Origin of the sequence: Metabacillus sp. YM-086 (assembly GCF_048059995.1) — a bacterium.
Taxonomy (GTDB): domain Bacteria; phylum Bacillota; class Bacilli; order Bacillales; family Bacillaceae; genus Metabacillus; species Metabacillus litoralis_B.
Map to the genome: position 1 here is coordinate 13,734 of NZ_JBLUOI010000064.1, position 15,153 is coordinate 28,886.

Sequence of the window (15,153 nt, forward strand, 5' to 3'; positions counted from 1 at the left end):
ACTATCTTTACTCCATCATACAACATATACCATGGAAAAAAGTACAATTTTTATTATTTTAATGTAAATTAATTAAATTTTTTTAGTATTAATGAAATTTATGTTTATTTTGAATGATTATTAGTGTCTTCCCTACTTTTTTAGGCTAATTTTCTTCATGTAATTTTAATAAAAACCTCTATTTTATAAATAAATTAGAGGTTTTTACTATTTTGCAAACTTTGTCACAATATGGATTTTCAGTTAGTGTTAATAACAGAGAGATACTTATTCTTCTTTCAGCATTTTTACAAATAATCTTACAGACATGTCGTTTTGGTCAACCTTTATCCTTTTATAACATTTTTAATAACAATCTCTTAAGAAGCGGATATAATTGCTCTGGGAGCTCTTCAATTTTATCGACAAACACACTATATTTCCCATAAATATTTTGTATTGTTTTTTGTGTTGCTTCATTAACTTCGCCATTTGACAAAAATACATTGATTACTTCTATACCCATTTTTCTAGCCTCTAAAACCGCTTCATGTGTATCAATGATCCCATTCCGTTCATAACCTGTTGCAGCGGGCTCACCATCTGAAAAAACAAGGAGAAATTTTTGTTTTTCATTTTTCTTCATTAGTTGTTCTGTCATATGTCTTATAGCATATCCATCACGATTATCTTCTTCTGGTGAGAGTTGCATAATTTCAGGTCCTGACTGCTGATTTAAAGAGGTCTCAAAAGAGATTACCTCATAGAAATGATTTGGCTGGCGTGTTTTTGTCGATTCGTTCGTGTCCTCCCAAAATCCAACAATTTTATGTGGGACTCTTACTGATTTTAACGTTTCATGAAATAAGATAATTCCAAGCTTTGATTGATCCATTTTATCGAACATGGATGCAGAACAATCAACTAATAGAGTAAAAACAGCATCAATATCAGGAGATTTTTCCTGTTTTTTATAAAATAGCTTCGGATTGTCATCTGTTATAATTCGGAGTAGTTTTTTGTTTAGTCTTCCAATTTGAAGATCAGACCTTGGCATTGTTCTTTTATGCTCCAATGTTTTTTGAATCATTAGCTTCAGCTTATTTTGATACACTTGAATATCCATTCGATCTTTTTGATATTGCTCAATATCTGATATTGTTGGAGTCTTAGCTTCTTGAAACACAGGTACAGCATATTTATTTTCCTTACCATACGATGCATCCCCGCTACTAGCTCGATCTTCTTTTTGATTTTCCAATGCTTTCATTTTGGAGTAATCATTTCTTTTTGCTTTTTTCGAAGTTCCTTGAACCATCGCTAGAGCCTGGTCACCGTCTTCTCCCTCACGTACAGCACCGTCTCCATTTATCGTCGTATTTGTTCCTTGTTCTAAATCGAATTGAAGAAAACTTTTTGTAGGCTTGCTTGTTTCACTATGCCATGTTGGTAATTTGTCACCATGTACATCTTCATCACCTTGCTTAGCATTCTCTAACGCATCTTTGTTTTTTAATTTAGATTTTCTTTTTAATTCATCATATAGGCTGCTAGACAGAATGGTATTGTAAGGTAGTTCCGCTAAGTAAAAATAGGTATTTAGCATATCTTTTTCCAATATTTCCTCTAAAACATCAACAATTTCTAAGACAATATCAATAACCTGCTTAGTAGAGGCTACTTCAAACACTTGAAAAAGCTTTGACTCAATATAAGGAATCGATCTGTCAATACTCTCAGATAAAGATGGGATTGACTCGATTGTGGATTGTGCTGTTAGTGTTAAATAGATACTATTAAAAAGCGCATCCGTTAACATACTTCGCTCTTGATGAATAATTAACTGACTTTGGAAATGTTTACGATAAAGCTCTCTTCGAATATTAAACGCTTTTTTCGTACCGCGTCTTTCTCTTCTGCACTTTTCCTCTAATCGAAGGTCCTCCAAAAGCATGCATAATTGCTTTGCAAAGCTCTTTAGCTTTAATTTTTGAGTCTTTTCAATAAAAACACCTAATTCTTTAAAATCAGTATAATAATAATTACCAATGCTTCTAAGATAAATATCGCTTTTTAACGCTAGTTCTGTTTCTTCCTTCTCACGGTGATCCCAGAAATGACTAACATATACTTTTTTTTCAAATGGATCTAGATATGACTGAACGCTGTAATCAACCTCAATGTCTGGATTTTTCGTTAAGCCCTTCGCTAAATCTGATAATGCCATAAATAAAAAAGAATCTACCTGTTGATCATTAAATTTTATAAATCTCAATTTTATCCCCTCACTCGAATAACGTTTCTGCTAGATTTCGAATGGCGGATTTTTCTCTTTCATCTTCGAGCTTATTAACAATCCCTCTTTCTACAGCACGGTTTGGTGGCATATAGCAAGCTAAATCACATGTATCAATAAGTGCACGAATCGATGCCGCCTCTTCTGAAACCTGCCCATTTTTTACGAGAGTTAGTAGATCTGAAGAAAGACTAGTAAACGTTTCTAATAAACGTTGATCAGACAGCTGTGATTGATTCTCTAAAACTATTTTTAGCTCTTTCCCTTGGATATATGGTACTTCAATAACAACAAAGCGATTTTTGAGTGCTTCATTTAAGGGAACTGTTCCCACATATCCCTCATTAATAGCCGCAATAACACCGAAATCTTCATCTGCACGGATCACTTCACCCGTAAATGGATTTGTAATCATTCTCCGGTAATCTAGCACACCATTTAATATCGGTAATGTTTCTGGCTTTGCCATATTTATTTCGTCTATATATAATAAATGGCCTTTTTTCATTGCCTTTACAACAGGACCTGAAACGAATTCAATGGATGTTTCACCATTTCGATTTTCAATTGTTTTGAAGCCTAAAAGAGCTTCAGCATCCATATCAACAGAACAGTTCACACTATGCATAGGTTGATTAAACAAAGATGATAATGTTTCTGCCAACTTTGTTTTCCCAGAACCAGTTGGACCCTTTAATAAGACATTTTTACCAAGAGCAAGAGCGATCATTGCATCTAGTAGAATCGATTCATCTGATGGAGTATAACCACTTTTTCCAATTAATAAAGCGTCTTCTTCATCTTTTGGTTTTAATGATCTATTTTGAATTCTCTCTTTAATTTCTACCGGTAGTGGATAAGCTTGTAAATTATTCATTGTACGCCTTCTTTCATCTATATAAAGTTAAGTTGATACGGTTTTATATCAACCATGAGTATACTAAAAAGTATATTGAGATTCAAAGAAAAGAAATAATTAAAAGTCTTAACTCTTTTAATCAAAAACGAAAAGCTACCCTTTTAAAGAATGTAGGTAGCTTTTTCTTAGTTATATGCTTTTGTTGGTATTTAGTGATCCGCAGATAATTCTATCCCCTGCATTTCCGGATGGATCTGTTACATAATCATCTGGTTTTTCATGAATAATAAAGGAACTTCCATCTTTATCCAAAAGAGAGAACTGTTCTCCTTTTTTTAATGTTACAGAAGATGCAAGAAGCTCAATATCAATCTTCCCATCTGCACCAACTTCAATATTTGGTAGATCTCCCTCATGTTGTCCTTTAGGATTATCAAAGCCATGTTCATGATTTGAGAAGCTAAGGTGATTGCCAGCAGTTGCGAAAGTTGGTTTTTCACAGATTCCTATTGAATGGATATGAAAAGCATGCTTGCCTGGTGGTAGATTTTGTCCAATTAACCGAATGGTTACACCTTCTGCTGTTTCGTTTAGAATGATATTTCCTACATTTTTTCCTTTTTGATTGATTAATTCTACTTTTTGCTGATTTAATTCAGGCTCAGAGGCTGTAATTGACTCCTTTTTAGTATGAGTGTTGTTATTAGTATTTCTTTCTGTTACTAAGACAATAAAAATGGATAAAGTCATAAGTGATATAAAAACGATAGATAATCCTTTCAACGTAAGCCCCTCCTAGATAATTGTGCTTATTAATCATTGTTGCCAGGTTCTAAAGAAATAAACGCTGAAGGTTTTCCTAAGTTAATAGAGCCAAAAAAAAAAAAAAAAGAACCAGTTCGGTTCTTTTTTCATTAAAATCGCTTAGCTCCTAAGTAACGTTGTTTCCAATAAGAGTTATTTAAGCTGGATATACTTACACCTGAACTACTAGCGTGGATAAATTGATTATCCCCTAAATATATTCCCATATGTGATGGACCTTCTTTATATGTAGTAAAGAAAACAAAATCACCTCTAGAAGGTTCATTTATTGCTTTCATCATATCCCAATACCCTGCAGTGCTAAGGCGAGAAACGGAAGTAACCTTATTTAATACATAATAAATAAAACCGCTACAATCAAAACCACTAGGAGTATTACCTGCCCAACGATATGGTACTCCTAAAAGTGACTTTGCCTCTGTTAACATTGTTTCAACCTTATTGTTTTGATTTTGAGGTGCTGTTTTTTCAGTGCTATTGTCAATAGTAGCATCTCCAGACACCTTCAAAACTTGTCCAACAATAATCACATCTGACTTAATATTATTTAATACTTTTAGCTCGGCAATCGTTATGTTAAATTTATTGGCGATTTTCCATAAAGAATCACCAGAAGAAACAGTATATGTAGATGTATTTGGATTTGATATAACTTGCTGTTTTGTTGGTTCACTCTTTTTTTCTTCTTCTTGTTTGGTTTGATTAGTTTGTGTTGTTTCCTGTTTTATGAGTAGCTTTTGCCCAACATAAATAACATCACTATTCAAATTATTTGCTTTCTTCAATTCTGAAACTGTTGTATTATATGATCTGGCAATTACCCATAAGGAATCACCGCCCTTAACTATGTATGTTACATTACTAACAGTTTTTGAAACTGATTTGACTGGTTCTGGGGTAGTAGTTTCATTAGAAGATTTTGTCCCGGGAACCTGAAGTGTTTGTCCGATCCTAAGAACATCAGTTGTTAGCCCATTAGCTTTTTTTAGTTGATCCACTGTCGTATTATATTGGCGGGATAATCCCCATAGAGTGTCGTTACTCTTTACATTAATGCTTTCGGCTTCTGCCATAGTTACAAATAATGAGGAGCTAACTACAGCTGTTGCTGTTAACCCTAATATCTTATACTTCATCTTTAAAGGTACCTCCTAGGTCTTATAAATTGATAGATTAACAACAATAAATGACCAAATATTTCATTGAATAGTAGATTTACAGTAAAACAGGAAAAAAGAAACAAAACTTTTATTTTTATCATACAAAACATTACACGTATAGACAATCATTTCTTTTAAGAAGAAGAAGCTTAATTTATAGTTAGTAAATTATACAAATAAAAAAGGCCGTATTGATTCCCGGCCTACGACCTATTATTAAACTACTTTTTTATGATTATCTAGTAATCTCTTATTTGCCCCAATTTTAAAATACTGCACACCAAAAGTGAATACTGCCACTAATGAAATCAAACCAAATACAATTACCATATATTTTAGACCAATTGTATCAAGAAATAATCCAGTACCTAATAAAACTACTTGAAACATAATGCGATCAAACATGTTTCGAAACGAAAAGAAACGCCCGTGATATTCTTTATCAATTTTTGTTTGAAAGATAGTCGCTGCAATCGGGAAAAAGCAACCAACTGCAAAGCCAAAAATCCCAAAAGAAATAAGCGACATTATTTTCATATCACTAAAGAATAATGAAAGGTGAGCCAAAGATATAACAAAGGAGAAAATAAACATTAATGTAATTGGCTCTACAAGATGTGTTATTCGTTTGACAAAGAAAGCACCGATCATAAATGAAACACCTTCTGCAGTATAAAGAAGACCTTTAATCGCAGCATCTCCTTGTGTTTCACTAATATTAATTACCATTAAGTTAAAGCCGCCAAGAAACAAGACAGGAACAAATGTCAACACAAGTGCCATCATAGCAACCGGTGTACGTTTCAAAACTGGTATTATCTCAGTAAAACTCCCTGATTTAGTACCCTTTACTTTATTTGATTCGGGTTCTTCGAATGATAATAAGTATGTTGTAGCTAATATCACAATATAAGCAATCATTGATCCTATATAAAGAAAACTAATATCCATAACAACTAATAAAATTCCACCAAGAGCTGTCCCTGCGACACGTGAGATTGTTGATACATTCATATGAACCCCATTCATTTGAATGTAATCATTCTCTTCTACTATTAAAGGTATGACAGACTGTAACGCTGGAAAATAAAAGGCTGCGCTAATTTGAATGCTGATCATAAAACAAATCATTAAGATAATCGATTCGAACTCTAATGCTAAAAACATGAATAATACACTTAAAGTTCTTCCAAATCCTGCATAAATTAGAACTTTCTTTTTTGAGTAACTGTCAATCACTCTACCAGCAAGTGGTCCAACCATAACCCCTGCAAGTAATCCTATAAACAAAATCATTGATTTCATAAAATCTGAAGGAACATATTTCTGCATAAATTCTAAGTTTCCGATAATTCCCAGCCATAAACCAAGACCAGCAACAAGTTCTCCAACCAACAAAATCCAAACATTTTTATTCTTCCACATCTTCTCAGCTTCTTCCAATAAAATTCACCTAATAATTAAACTATAACACCGATATTTTTATTTCGCTATACGAAATAAATACTTTATTGGAGATTCGAATCAGGAGTACTAATTGGATATAATGTTCCCTCAAGAGCAAATGACATTTTCCCTGTTTCTTCAGAAACAATTAATATTAAAGCATCTGTTATTTCTGATAACCCAATAGCTGCGCGATGCCTTGTCCCAACCTTTTCTTGGCCAAAGTCTTGTGAAGATAGGGGCAACACATTTGCAGCTGAGATCATATAGTCTCCTTTAATCAAAACAGCACCATCATGAAGGGGATTACCAGGATAAAAGATGCTTTCAATTAGTCTGTTTGATAAGGTTGCATTTAATTGTATTCCCTCTTGAATTAGATGATCTACATTTTGATGTCGCTCTACAACAATTAGTGCACCATGTCGTCGTTCAGATAGATTTTGAATTGCCTTAGCAATTTCTATGTACTGACTCGTAAATTCCGCAATATATGCCTTTAAATAGAAAAAAGACGCTGTTGATTGTATTTCATTAAATCGATCCCTTATTTGGGCGAGTTCACATAATAAACAATACTCCTTTTCTCCTATAGATAATTGCATTTTCTCGGCTTCTTCAATAATTTGTTCAAGTTGAAAAGAAATATGATTTTTAATAGAAGAAAACGTGTTGTGTTCATTTTGCATATGTAATCAAGCCTCCTTTTCTTTAGTCTTTTCATTGATAAAAATCTTATGTTGACTAAGTTCATGTGTATTTTTTCCAATTGAAAAACCATACTAATAATAGGAGGCGTTTACATGATTACTCATAAAATTTTACAGTATACATTTAGCATTCTTGGTGTTATTTCATTAGGATTTTTTTATTATCAGATGTTTAAAGGTGAATCAAGAAAATCTGATAATCAACCAAAGTAACATACCACGAATTTTTCATGATATAATTCTCAAGGTATTAAGTAGAAATGAGGATGTATAAATGAAAAATAACAGTTTAAAACGGGAAAAGCTTAATTATTTTTCGAGCATTTTATTTCCCATTCTTGTTACTCAGCTTGGACTTTATGCTATGAACTTTTTTGACACAACAATGTCAGGTAAAGTTCATCCAAACGACCTTGCCGGCGTTGCAATTGGTTCAAGCCTTTGGGTACCTGTTTACACAGGATTAAGTGGAATTTTACTTTCAATTACACCAATTGTTGCTCAGTTAGTAGGTGCAAAAAAGACAAAAGATGTACCATATATGGTTGTACAAGGAATATACGTTAGTATTGTGATTTCAATCATAGTTACTATACTTGGTGTTATTGTTTTAGATCCGATATTGCAAAATATGGGATTAGATAAACCTGTTTCACATATTGCAAAATGGTACCTTATTTCGTTGTCACTTGGCATCTTACCTTTATTTATTTACGCTGTATTAAGATGTTTTATTGATGCACTAGGATATACAAGGGTAACTATGTTCGTTACGCTTTGTTCTTTACCAATTAATTTTGTATTTAATTACTTATTTATCTTTGGTAAACTAGGCTTCCCTAAACTAGGTGGAATTGGTGCAGGTATTGCATCAGCTATTACATATTGGTGTATCACAGCAATAGCAGTGATCATTGTTATGAGGCAATCCCCTTTTGAAAAATATGGTATTTTTAAAACGTTTTATTCTGTTTCGTTAAAAGCATGGATGGAAATTTTAGTAATTGGTGTTCCAATCGGTTTATCTATTTTCTTTGAAACAAGTATTTTTGCTGCTGTTACTCTTTTAATGAGTCAATATAATACAATTACTATCGCCTCACATCAAGCGGCAATAAATTTTGCCTCATTTCTTTATATGATACCGCTTAGTATTTCAATGGCCCTTACAATTGTTGTGGGACATGAGGTTGGGGCGAAACGTATTAGAGATGCTAAACAATATAGTTATTTAGGTATTAGCATGGCTATCTTTTTATCCATTTTGTCAGCTGCACTTATTTATTTCTTTAGACCTGAAGTTGCATCAATTTACACAGAAGATTCTGCTGTCTTAAAACTAACACAAGACTTTTTAATTTACGCAATTTTCTTCCAACTTTCTGATGCAATAGCAGCACCAATACAAGGAGTTCTTAGAGGTTATAAAGATGTGAATGTTACATTTATTATGGCTCTAATATCATATTGGGTCATTGGATTACCCGTAGGATATCTTTTAGCAACATATACCTCCCTTGACGCATTTGGCTACTGGATCGGCCTAATATCAGGTCTGGCAGCAGGTGCTGTAGGTCTTTCAGCAAGGTTATTTTTTATTCAACGTAGAAACGAAGCTTCTTTAAGCAATTCATAACAAGAAAAACCCTCAAAGTTCAACTTTGGGGGTTTTTCTCTTAATCATTCCACTTATACGTATAATAGACTTCATTTTCAAACCAATGCATAACTTCTGGATCTTTGTTAAGGAACTTTTCTTCCATTGCTTTTAACATACCTTCTGTTTGAGAACGGTGAGCTTTTAAAGCATTTAATTTAATATCTGCTACATCTGTAATGTTTATTTGTACATCAGGCTCCCCAATTACTTCGAAACGATTTTTCGTAATTGCCATACAATACGTTATTGGTCGTTCTTCAATAGGTTTACGGCGTAATGCCCGAATAACTCCTGCCCCACAAGCATCATGATCGGGATGAACACCATGACCCGGATAAAAGGTTACAATTAATGTTGGTTTAACTTCATCAATAATTGTCTCAAAAAGATCTGCTAACTGTTCATCATCTTCAAATTCAAGTGTTTTATCACGCAGCCCGAGCATTCGCAAATCTTGAATATCCATAGCGGCACAAGCATCCATTAATTCTTTTTTTCTTATTTCTGGCAATGTCTCACGGTTGGCAAATAGAGGGTTTCCCATATTCCTACCCATTTCACCTAACGTTCCACATGCATATGTAACAGAAATTCCTGCTTTTCTTTTCTGCGCGATTAACCCAGCTACTCCAAAGGCTTCATCATCAGGATGTGGTAAGATTACTAGAACATGTTCTCTCATTAAATACACTCCTTTTGCCGATCTTATTAATTATGAAACGGTTTTTCACTTATTTGTAATGATATGGCTAACTGTCCCTCTGAATTATGCCCCGCAGTTAACAATTGGTTATGATCGTTATACACCCAATCTGTTAAACCTTCAGCATAGATCCAGCCTTCATCTAATTTCAATCCAATTCGATATGGACCATTACCTGTAATTTTAGCATGCTGATATTTTACTTTTGCATTTCGAATAAACGCAACAACTGTCATACTTTTTTCATCTTTATGTGCCGAATAAGAGCCAGTAGTTGTTTCTAAATGAATATATACTGATTTGTTTAGAAATGTATCTAAATATGCTTGTACATCTTCCGGTACAATTCTTTTCATAAGTTTGCCCCCTAAGTAGGATTTTTTGTTAAGTCTTCCATCACTTTAAGATGTATTTCGATTAGACCTAGTTTTTGGTCTTGATTTAGTGAAGAAGAGATTATTCTTTTAACCGACGAATGAAATTTTAGATGAATATTTTTACGAAGACGCGGATGAGTCATTTCATCTAGCAATTCTACTGTGATAGCATCCATCAGCGTCTCAGTTTCATTTCTTTCAATCGGCAATTTACGATTTGTCCATAACTGCCGGTATGCATGTAATAAAGCATTCGTTTCCAATATAAACCTCCACTCAAAGTTTACATCCCCAGTGATTTCCGATTTTTCAGCTTAAATTCTGCTTTTTTAAAGGATTTAGAATTTGATAACGTAAAGAACAGTAAAGCTGTCCAAATACATGAGAATGTCATCACTTCAATTTTTGTAAATGGTTCTTCATACAAGACAATACCTATAATTAAGGTAATTGTAGGAGCTATGTATTGTAAAACACCAACCATAAACAGCGGAATTCTCTGTGCTCCACTTGCAAAAAGTAGCAAAGGAACTGCTGTTGCAATACCAGCTCCAATTAAAAGTAAATTTGTTGTTACATGAAAAGATAGAAATTCAAGTTCTCCCTGAGTAGCAAGCATGATTAAATAAATTACCGCGATTGGAGTAACAGCCATTGTTTCAAAAGTAAGCCCGATTCCTGAGCTTAGTTTTGTTATTTTTTTGGTTAAACCGTACAATCCAAAACTTAACGCTAGTGTAACCGCAACAAATGGAATTTGCCCATAATGGAAGGTCATAATTAAAACACCAACTGCAGCAATTATGAAAGATAGTTTCTGCCATAAATTTAGCTTTTCTTTAAAAAACAGCATTCCAAGTAAAACACTTATTAACGGGTTTATATAATAACCTAAGCTTGCCTCAATTAAATGATCATTATTTACGGACCAAATATACACAAACCAATTGATACTAATTAACAATGATGAAACAACTAGTAAAACAATCAATCCGGGATTTTTAATCATTCTTTTACTTACATCTTTTACATTTTTCCATTCTTTCGTAAAAGTGAGCAACGCAATCATAAAAATGAATGACCAGAAGATTCTGTGTGCTAAAATTTCTTCAGGTGAAACATTGTTAATCATTTTCCAATATAGAGGTAATATCCCCCAGAGGATATAAGAAAAAGCTGTGTAAAAGAGCCCTTTCTTGTATGTATTTTCTTCTGTTGTATTCATTTCGTTTACCTCGATTCTTTTGCCTCTCTCAATCAATCTCCGATCTCAAAGTACACACTATTCCTTTTCCACCTAAGACTCATTATAAACTTGTTAGAAGCTGTCTCACAACATATTAGCTTTCTAACCTATTTCCCTTCCCCTGCATACTCTATAATATCAAATCAGGTGTAAAGGAAGTGAAGATATGTTTCCTTGGAATAATAAACAATTTCCATTTGACCAATCCGGTTTTATGAAGCATTTAAACAAGATGAACCCAAAAGACGTCGAATCCTATATCCAAAATGTTATGAAAAATGTTTTTAGTGGGGATTTTACACAAGGATTTCCTTTTCAAGGTAATATGACAGGTAACGATCCTTCAGGATTTCCTTTTCAAGGAGATTTTTCAAAAAGTGAGACGCAAGTGAAACCCCAGCCGGAAATCTTTGAAACAAATGATTTTGTTTATGTAAAGCTCCCCATGCCAAACAAAGATAACAAGAATTTAAAATTACAACATACAAATCATCAGCTTATTCTTATAAACTACCCTAAAGAAAATGAGCAATCAAAATACATGTTGCCAAGCCCTGTTAAGAGAAAAGGAACTCGAGCTCGATTTTTAGATGATTACCTTGAGATTCAATTTATTCGATTAGATGAAAGTAATATTTCTGAAATTGATATTTCATATTAATAAGAAAAAACTACCTACTTTAAGCAGGTAGTTTTTTCTCATTAATAGAAAGGATAACCGCCATAAGGAGTTCCATAACCATAACCGTATCCATATCCACCATAAGGATATCCATAGAATGGTGGTCTTGGTCTAAAGATCGCACTTCCAACTAACCCACCTAATAAACCTCCAACAAAAGGACCTCCCCAGAAAAATCTCCCACCCGGATAAGGTCTACGAAAATCATTACGCATCATATATGGTGCCATTTTTTTACCTCCTCTAAATTATACCTACACTACTTCATATTCATTTAGAGGGGTATTGGAGTGGGCTTACACCCACTTTATTAGGTAAATGACATATATTTTTTGGTTTTAGGTGTTCCGTAAATAATGGATGTCGAGTTGCTGCTTAATATGTTATTCCTCATACATCATCTTTTTTGTCATTCCACCATCTACAACAAGGTTAGTACCAGTTACAAAATCATTGTCTTCAGATGTTAAATAAAAACAAGCCTTTGCTATATCAGATGGTTTTCCGACTCTATTTGATAAATGTTGAGCATGATCTAATTCGCGAAGCGCTTGATAGTCTCCCGTTTCAATCCACCCTGGAGAAATAGCATTCACTTGAATATTATCTGAACTAAAAGAAGTCGCCAATGCATGTGTAAGGGCAACAATCCCGCCTTTTGTTGCAGCATATGCCTCAGAATTTGCTTCAGACATAAGTGCTCTTGTTGAAGCTATATTAACAATTTTTCCACCTTTGTTCATTTTCATCACTTTTGCAGCTTCTCTTGAAGCAAACATAACACTCCGTAAATTAGTATGAATCATCTTATCCCATTCTTCTACAGAAATGTCATATGGTGAATTCCATTTAGAAAGTCCAGCATTGTTAATTAAAATATTTACTGTAAGATATTTTGCTACTGCTTGCTCTATTAAATTTTCAAGATCAGCCACAATTGATACATCTGTTCTTATAAATTTGGCCTCCAATCCTTGTTCTTTACAAGTTTGTTCTAAATCCAAACCAGCTTGCTCGTCTATGTCTGCAATCACAACATTATACCCTTTCGCTGAATATTGCAGGACAAGTTCCTTGCCAATTCCGTTTGCACCACCAGTGACAATCACAGTTTTTTTCATCCCTAATTGTCCTCCTTTTGTTCAAAACAATGTTTATTGGCCCAGATTCCTATTTCATTAATAACTCCCTCTAGGTCTTTCCCTTTTTCCGTTAACTCGTATATCACTTTTACTGGAGTATCGTCGATAACAACTCTTTTTAAAAGACCTTCATTTTCCAGTTCCTTAAGTCGTTCAGATAACATCTTTTGACTAATACTAGGGATAATATCAGTTAAGTCTTTAAACCGTTTTGGTCCATCTAATAAAACATGAATGATAATGCCAATCCAACGTTTTCCCAAAACCCTAAATGCAGATTCCATTTTTGGACAAAGATTGATTTTCAAGTGATCACTCCTTGCTTCGTATCTCTTGACTCATTTTAACACTTCAATTAAGATATGTTTTATGAATAAACACTTACTAAAAGTTAGTTTATTACTTTTAGTATAAAACATGCGATACATGAATTCAACTTAGGAGGGTTTCTCATGAATACAGATTACGTAGACGATGTAAAAACAGTTATTAATAATCGGGCATCAGTTCGTCACTATAACCCAAACAAGAAAATAACAAAAGAAGAACTAACAGAGATTTTAACATTAGCAACTAAAGCTCCATCAGCCTGGAACTTACAACATTGGCATTTCTCTGTTTTTCATTCAGATGAATCTAAACAAAAGCTATTACCAATTGCCTATAATCAAAACCAAATAGTAGAATCATCTGCTGTTGTTGCATTATTAGGTGATCTTGAAGCAAATCTTAACACAGATACAGTATATGATCCGCTCGTTGATGCTGGCTATATGACATCCGAAATTAAAGAAACACTAGCAGGACAAATTAACCGAGCATATGAAAATAAAGAATTTGCAAGAGATGCAGCATTTTCAAACGCATCCTTAGCAGCGATGCAACTTATACTTGCCGCTAAAGCTAAAGGATTTGACTCTTGTGCTATCGGTGGTTTTAACAAGGATCAATTCATTGAGGAATTTTCCATCTCTGAAAGATATGTTCCGATTATGTTAATCACGCTTGGACAGGCAGCTAAACCAGCTCATAAAAGCAATCGTTTAGATGTTGAGACTGTAACAACTTGGTTGTAACAAAAGACATAGGGTGTCCCGTTAAATCTGAGACACCCTTATATTCTTTCTATTTCAATTTTTCTGCAATTGATATTGTTCGTTTTGCCTGAAATTTAACGGCTTCTTCCACATCTTCTTTCATATTCCCATCTGAATCAACTGTTACACTAGTGCCATATGGATTCCCTCCAGCAGCAAATGTCACAGGATCTGCATATCCCGGAGCAGCTACAATTGCTCCCCAATGATACATTGTTGTATATAAACTTAAAATTGTCTGTTCCTGGCCGCCATGAAGGTTGTTTGCCGAACTCATCGCACTTACAACTTTATTAACAAGCTTTCCATTAAACCAAAGACCACCTGTTGTGTCGAGGAACTGCTTCATTTGAGCTGGTACATTCCCAAAACGTGTTGGCACGCTGAAGATAATCGCATCCGCCCACTCTAGATCATCGAGTTTTACTTCAGGTACATTTTTAGTTTCCTCTAAATGATTTTTCCACGCTTGATTCGATTCAATCGCTTCTTTTGGAGCAAGCTCAGGAACTTTTAGAACCTTTACTTCTGCTCCAGTTTCTTTTGCACCTTGCTCTGCCCATTGTGCTAGCTTATAATTCGTACCTGTTGAACTGTAATAAATGATTGCTAGTTTAACGTTTGACATTCATCATCGCTCCTTTTTCTTTGGAATAATAACTTGAGGTATGTATAAAACAACCTTTAGTATATTTCGTTCTTACACATTCTTTACCACAATTTATAAATTATAATCATGTTTTTGATAAAATAAGAAAAGCAACGCTTCTTTAGGAGCGCTGCTTTCTTATCTTAAAGTTGTTCTTTTAATACAGAAATTGCTTTTTCAAGTTGAGTGTCGTTATCTTTTATTTTGTTTTGAATTAATTCAATTAATTTTATTGTTGTATCTTTTGTTATTTTCCCGTCAACAGTTAGGCCTTGGTCTTCTTGGAATTGTTTTACGACCTTTTCTGTGTTTTCATCAAAAT

The 15,153-nt window shown here is 33.8% G+C and carries 18 protein-coding genes; 3 read left to right on the plus strand and 15 right to left on the minus strand.

What is annotated here, in order from left to right; all coding sequences use genetic code 11:
- Window positions 1-334 precede the first annotated feature (334 nt).
- The 6 genes from ACEWK1_RS21115 to cdaS form a co-directional block, all read right to left on the minus strand.
- Entirely contained in the window at window positions 335-2,254 is a 1,920-nt protein-coding gene (locus tag ACEWK1_RS21115; protein WP_416636634.1) for a vWA domain-containing protein, read from the minus strand.
- 10 nt (window positions 2,255-2,264) lie between these two features.
- A complete protein-coding gene (locus ACEWK1_RS21120; RefSeq protein WP_121662452.1) occupies window positions 2,265-3,152 on the minus strand; it encodes an AAA family ATPase in 888 nt (295 codons plus the stop codon).
- Window positions 3,153-3,323: 171 nt separating this feature from the next.
- Window positions 3,324-3,917: a superoxide dismutase family protein gene (locus ACEWK1_RS21125; protein WP_212134175.1), complete on the minus strand. Its 594-nt coding sequence runs from the start codon at window positions 3,915-3,917 to the stop codon at window positions 3,324-3,326.
- Between the two features lie 131 nt (window positions 3,918-4,048).
- On the minus strand, window positions 4,049-5,095 hold the full coding sequence (locus ACEWK1_RS21130) for a LysM peptidoglycan-binding domain-containing protein (RefSeq protein ID WP_121662453.1): 1,047 nt from the start codon (window positions 5,093-5,095) through the stop codon (window positions 4,049-4,051).
- Between the two features lie 240 nt (window positions 5,096-5,335).
- On the minus strand, window positions 5,336-6,544 hold the full coding sequence (locus tag ACEWK1_RS21135; RefSeq protein ID WP_251396089.1) for an MFS transporter: 1,209 nt from the start codon (window positions 6,542-6,544) through the stop codon (window positions 5,336-5,338).
- Window positions 6,545-6,627: 83 nt separating this feature from the next.
- Entirely contained in the window at window positions 6,628-7,254 is a 627-nt protein-coding gene (gene cdaS / locus ACEWK1_RS21140) for a sporulation-specific diadenylate cyclase CdaS (protein ID WP_251395914.1), read from the minus strand.
- A gap of 295 nt (window positions 7,255-7,549) precedes the next feature.
- On the opposite strand from cdaS, the gene ACEWK1_RS21145 reads away from it, so the two are divergent.
- Window positions 7,550-8,911, plus strand: coding sequence for an MATE family efflux transporter (locus ACEWK1_RS21145; RefSeq protein ID WP_251395916.1), 1,362 nt, complete (start codon window positions 7,550-7,552; stop codon window positions 8,909-8,911).
- A 40-nt stretch (window positions 8,912-8,951) separates the two neighbouring features.
- On the opposite strand, the gene bshB2 is transcribed toward ACEWK1_RS21145, so the two are convergent.
- Genes bshB2 through rarD form a run of 4 tightly spaced genes read right to left on the minus strand, consistent with a single transcriptional unit; the run spans window position 8,952 to window position 11,240 of the window.
- Window positions 8,952-9,617, minus strand: a complete 666-nt coding sequence (gene bshB2, locus ACEWK1_RS21150; RefSeq protein ID WP_251395919.1) for a bacillithiol biosynthesis deacetylase BshB2 — start codon at window positions 9,615-9,617, stop codon at window positions 8,952-8,954.
- Window positions 9,618-9,643: 26 nt separating this feature from the next.
- A complete protein-coding gene (locus tag ACEWK1_RS21155; RefSeq protein WP_212134179.1) occupies window positions 9,644-9,994 on the minus strand; it encodes a YojF family protein in 351 nt (116 codons plus the stop codon).
- Window positions 9,995-10,005: 11 nt separating this feature from the next.
- Entirely contained in the window at window positions 10,006-10,278 is a 273-nt protein-coding gene (locus ACEWK1_RS21160) for a hypothetical protein (protein ID WP_121662458.1), read from the minus strand.
- A 20-nt stretch (window positions 10,279-10,298) separates the two neighbouring features.
- Window positions 10,299-11,240 carry an EamA family transporter RarD gene (gene rarD, locus ACEWK1_RS21165; RefSeq protein ID WP_121665029.1) on the minus strand — a complete coding sequence of 314 codons (942 nt, stop codon included), beginning with the start codon at window positions 11,238-11,240 and terminating at the stop codon, window positions 10,299-10,301.
- Between the two features lie 187 nt (window positions 11,241-11,427).
- Here rarD and ACEWK1_RS21170 point away from each other — a divergent pair, with 187 nt between their 5' ends.
- Window positions 11,428-11,922, plus strand: coding sequence for an Hsp20/alpha crystallin family protein (locus tag ACEWK1_RS21170; RefSeq protein ID WP_121662459.1), 495 nt, complete (start codon window positions 11,428-11,430; stop codon window positions 11,920-11,922).
- Between the two features lie 41 nt (window positions 11,923-11,963).
- On the opposite strand, the gene ACEWK1_RS21175 is transcribed toward ACEWK1_RS21170, so the two are convergent.
- The 3 genes from ACEWK1_RS21175 to ACEWK1_RS21185 all read right to left on the minus strand — a co-directional run bounded on the left by ACEWK1_RS21175 (window position 11,964) and on the right by ACEWK1_RS21185 (window position 13,393).
- Window positions 11,964-12,173 (minus strand): hypothetical protein, encoded by a 210-nt coding sequence (locus tag ACEWK1_RS21175; RefSeq protein ID WP_098799808.1) that lies wholly within the window; start codon window positions 12,171-12,173, stop codon window positions 11,964-11,966.
- 153 nt (window positions 12,174-12,326) lie between these two features.
- The gene (locus tag ACEWK1_RS21180; RefSeq protein WP_212134183.1) at window positions 12,327-13,064 is read right to left on the minus strand and encodes an SDR family oxidoreductase; all 738 of its coding nucleotides are present in this window, start codon (window positions 13,062-13,064) and stop codon (window positions 12,327-12,329) included.
- 2 nt (window positions 13,065-13,066) lie between these two features.
- The gene (locus ACEWK1_RS21185) at window positions 13,067-13,393 is read right to left on the minus strand and encodes a winged helix-turn-helix transcriptional regulator (protein ID WP_121662461.1); all 327 of its coding nucleotides are present in this window, start codon (window positions 13,391-13,393) and stop codon (window positions 13,067-13,069) included.
- Window positions 13,394-13,537: 144 nt separating this feature from the next.
- Here ACEWK1_RS21185 and ACEWK1_RS21190 point away from each other — a divergent pair, with 144 nt between their 5' ends.
- The gene (locus ACEWK1_RS21190; RefSeq protein ID WP_121662462.1) at window positions 13,538-14,161 is read left to right on the plus strand and encodes a nitroreductase family protein; all 624 of its coding nucleotides are present in this window, start codon (window positions 13,538-13,540) and stop codon (window positions 14,159-14,161) included.
- 49 nt (window positions 14,162-14,210) lie between these two features.
- Here ACEWK1_RS21190 and wrbA read toward each other — a convergent pair whose 3' ends face one another.
- Together wrbA and ACEWK1_RS21200 are read right to left on the minus strand one after the other, a co-directional pair.
- Entirely contained in the window at window positions 14,211-14,810 is a 600-nt protein-coding gene (gene wrbA / locus ACEWK1_RS21195; RefSeq protein ID WP_121662463.1) for an NAD(P)H:quinone oxidoreductase, read from the minus strand.
- 164 nt (window positions 14,811-14,974) lie between these two features.
- Window positions 14,975-15,153, minus strand: a 179-nt coding sequence (locus ACEWK1_RS21200; RefSeq protein WP_416636635.1) for a peptidoglycan-binding domain-containing protein, incomplete at its 5' end; no start/stop codon positions are given.

Coding starts and splice junctions, on each gene's coding strand:
- ACEWK1_RS21120 (WP_121662452.1), bottom strand. CDS start 3,152: ATGAATAATTTACAAGCTTATCCACTACCGGTAGAAATTAAAGAGAGA.
- ACEWK1_RS21130 (WP_121662453.1), bottom strand. CDS start 5,095: ATGAAGTATAAGATATTAGGGTTAACAGCAACAGCTGTAGTTAGCTCC.
- ACEWK1_RS21135 (WP_251396089.1), bottom strand. CDS start 6,544: ATGTGGAAGAATAAAAATGTTTGGATTTTGTTGGTTGGAGAACTTGTT.
- cdaS (WP_251395914.1), bottom strand. CDS start 7,254: ATGCAAAATGAACACAACACGTTTTCTTCTATTAAAAATCATATTTCT.
- ACEWK1_RS21145 (WP_251395916.1), top strand. CDS start 7,550: ATGAAAAATAACAGTTTAAAACGGGAAAAGCTTAATTATTTTTCGAGC.
- bshB2 (WP_251395919.1), bottom strand. CDS start 9,617: ATGAGAGAACATGTTCTAGTAATCTTACCACATCCTGATGATGAAGCC.
- ACEWK1_RS21155 (WP_212134179.1), bottom strand. CDS start 9,994: ATGAAAAGAATTGTACCGGAAGATGTACAAGCATATTTAGATACATTT.
- rarD (WP_121665029.1), bottom strand. CDS start 11,240: ATGAATACAACAGAAGAAAATACATACAAGAAAGGGCTCTTTTACACA.
- ACEWK1_RS21170 (WP_121662459.1), top strand. CDS start 11,428: ATGTTTCCTTGGAATAATAAACAATTTCCATTTGACCAATCCGGTTTT.
- ACEWK1_RS21175 (WP_098799808.1), bottom strand. CDS start 12,173: ATGGCACCATATATGATGCGTAATGATTTTCGTAGACCTTATCCGGGT.
- ACEWK1_RS21180 (WP_212134183.1), bottom strand. CDS start 13,064: ATGAAAAAAACTGTGATTGTCACTGGTGGTGCAAACGGAATTGGCAAG.
- ACEWK1_RS21190 (WP_121662462.1), top strand. CDS start 13,538: ATGAATACAGATTACGTAGACGATGTAAAAACAGTTATTAATAATCGG.
- wrbA (WP_121662463.1), bottom strand. CDS start 14,810: ATGTCAAACGTTAAACTAGCAATCATTTATTACAGTTCAACAGGTACG.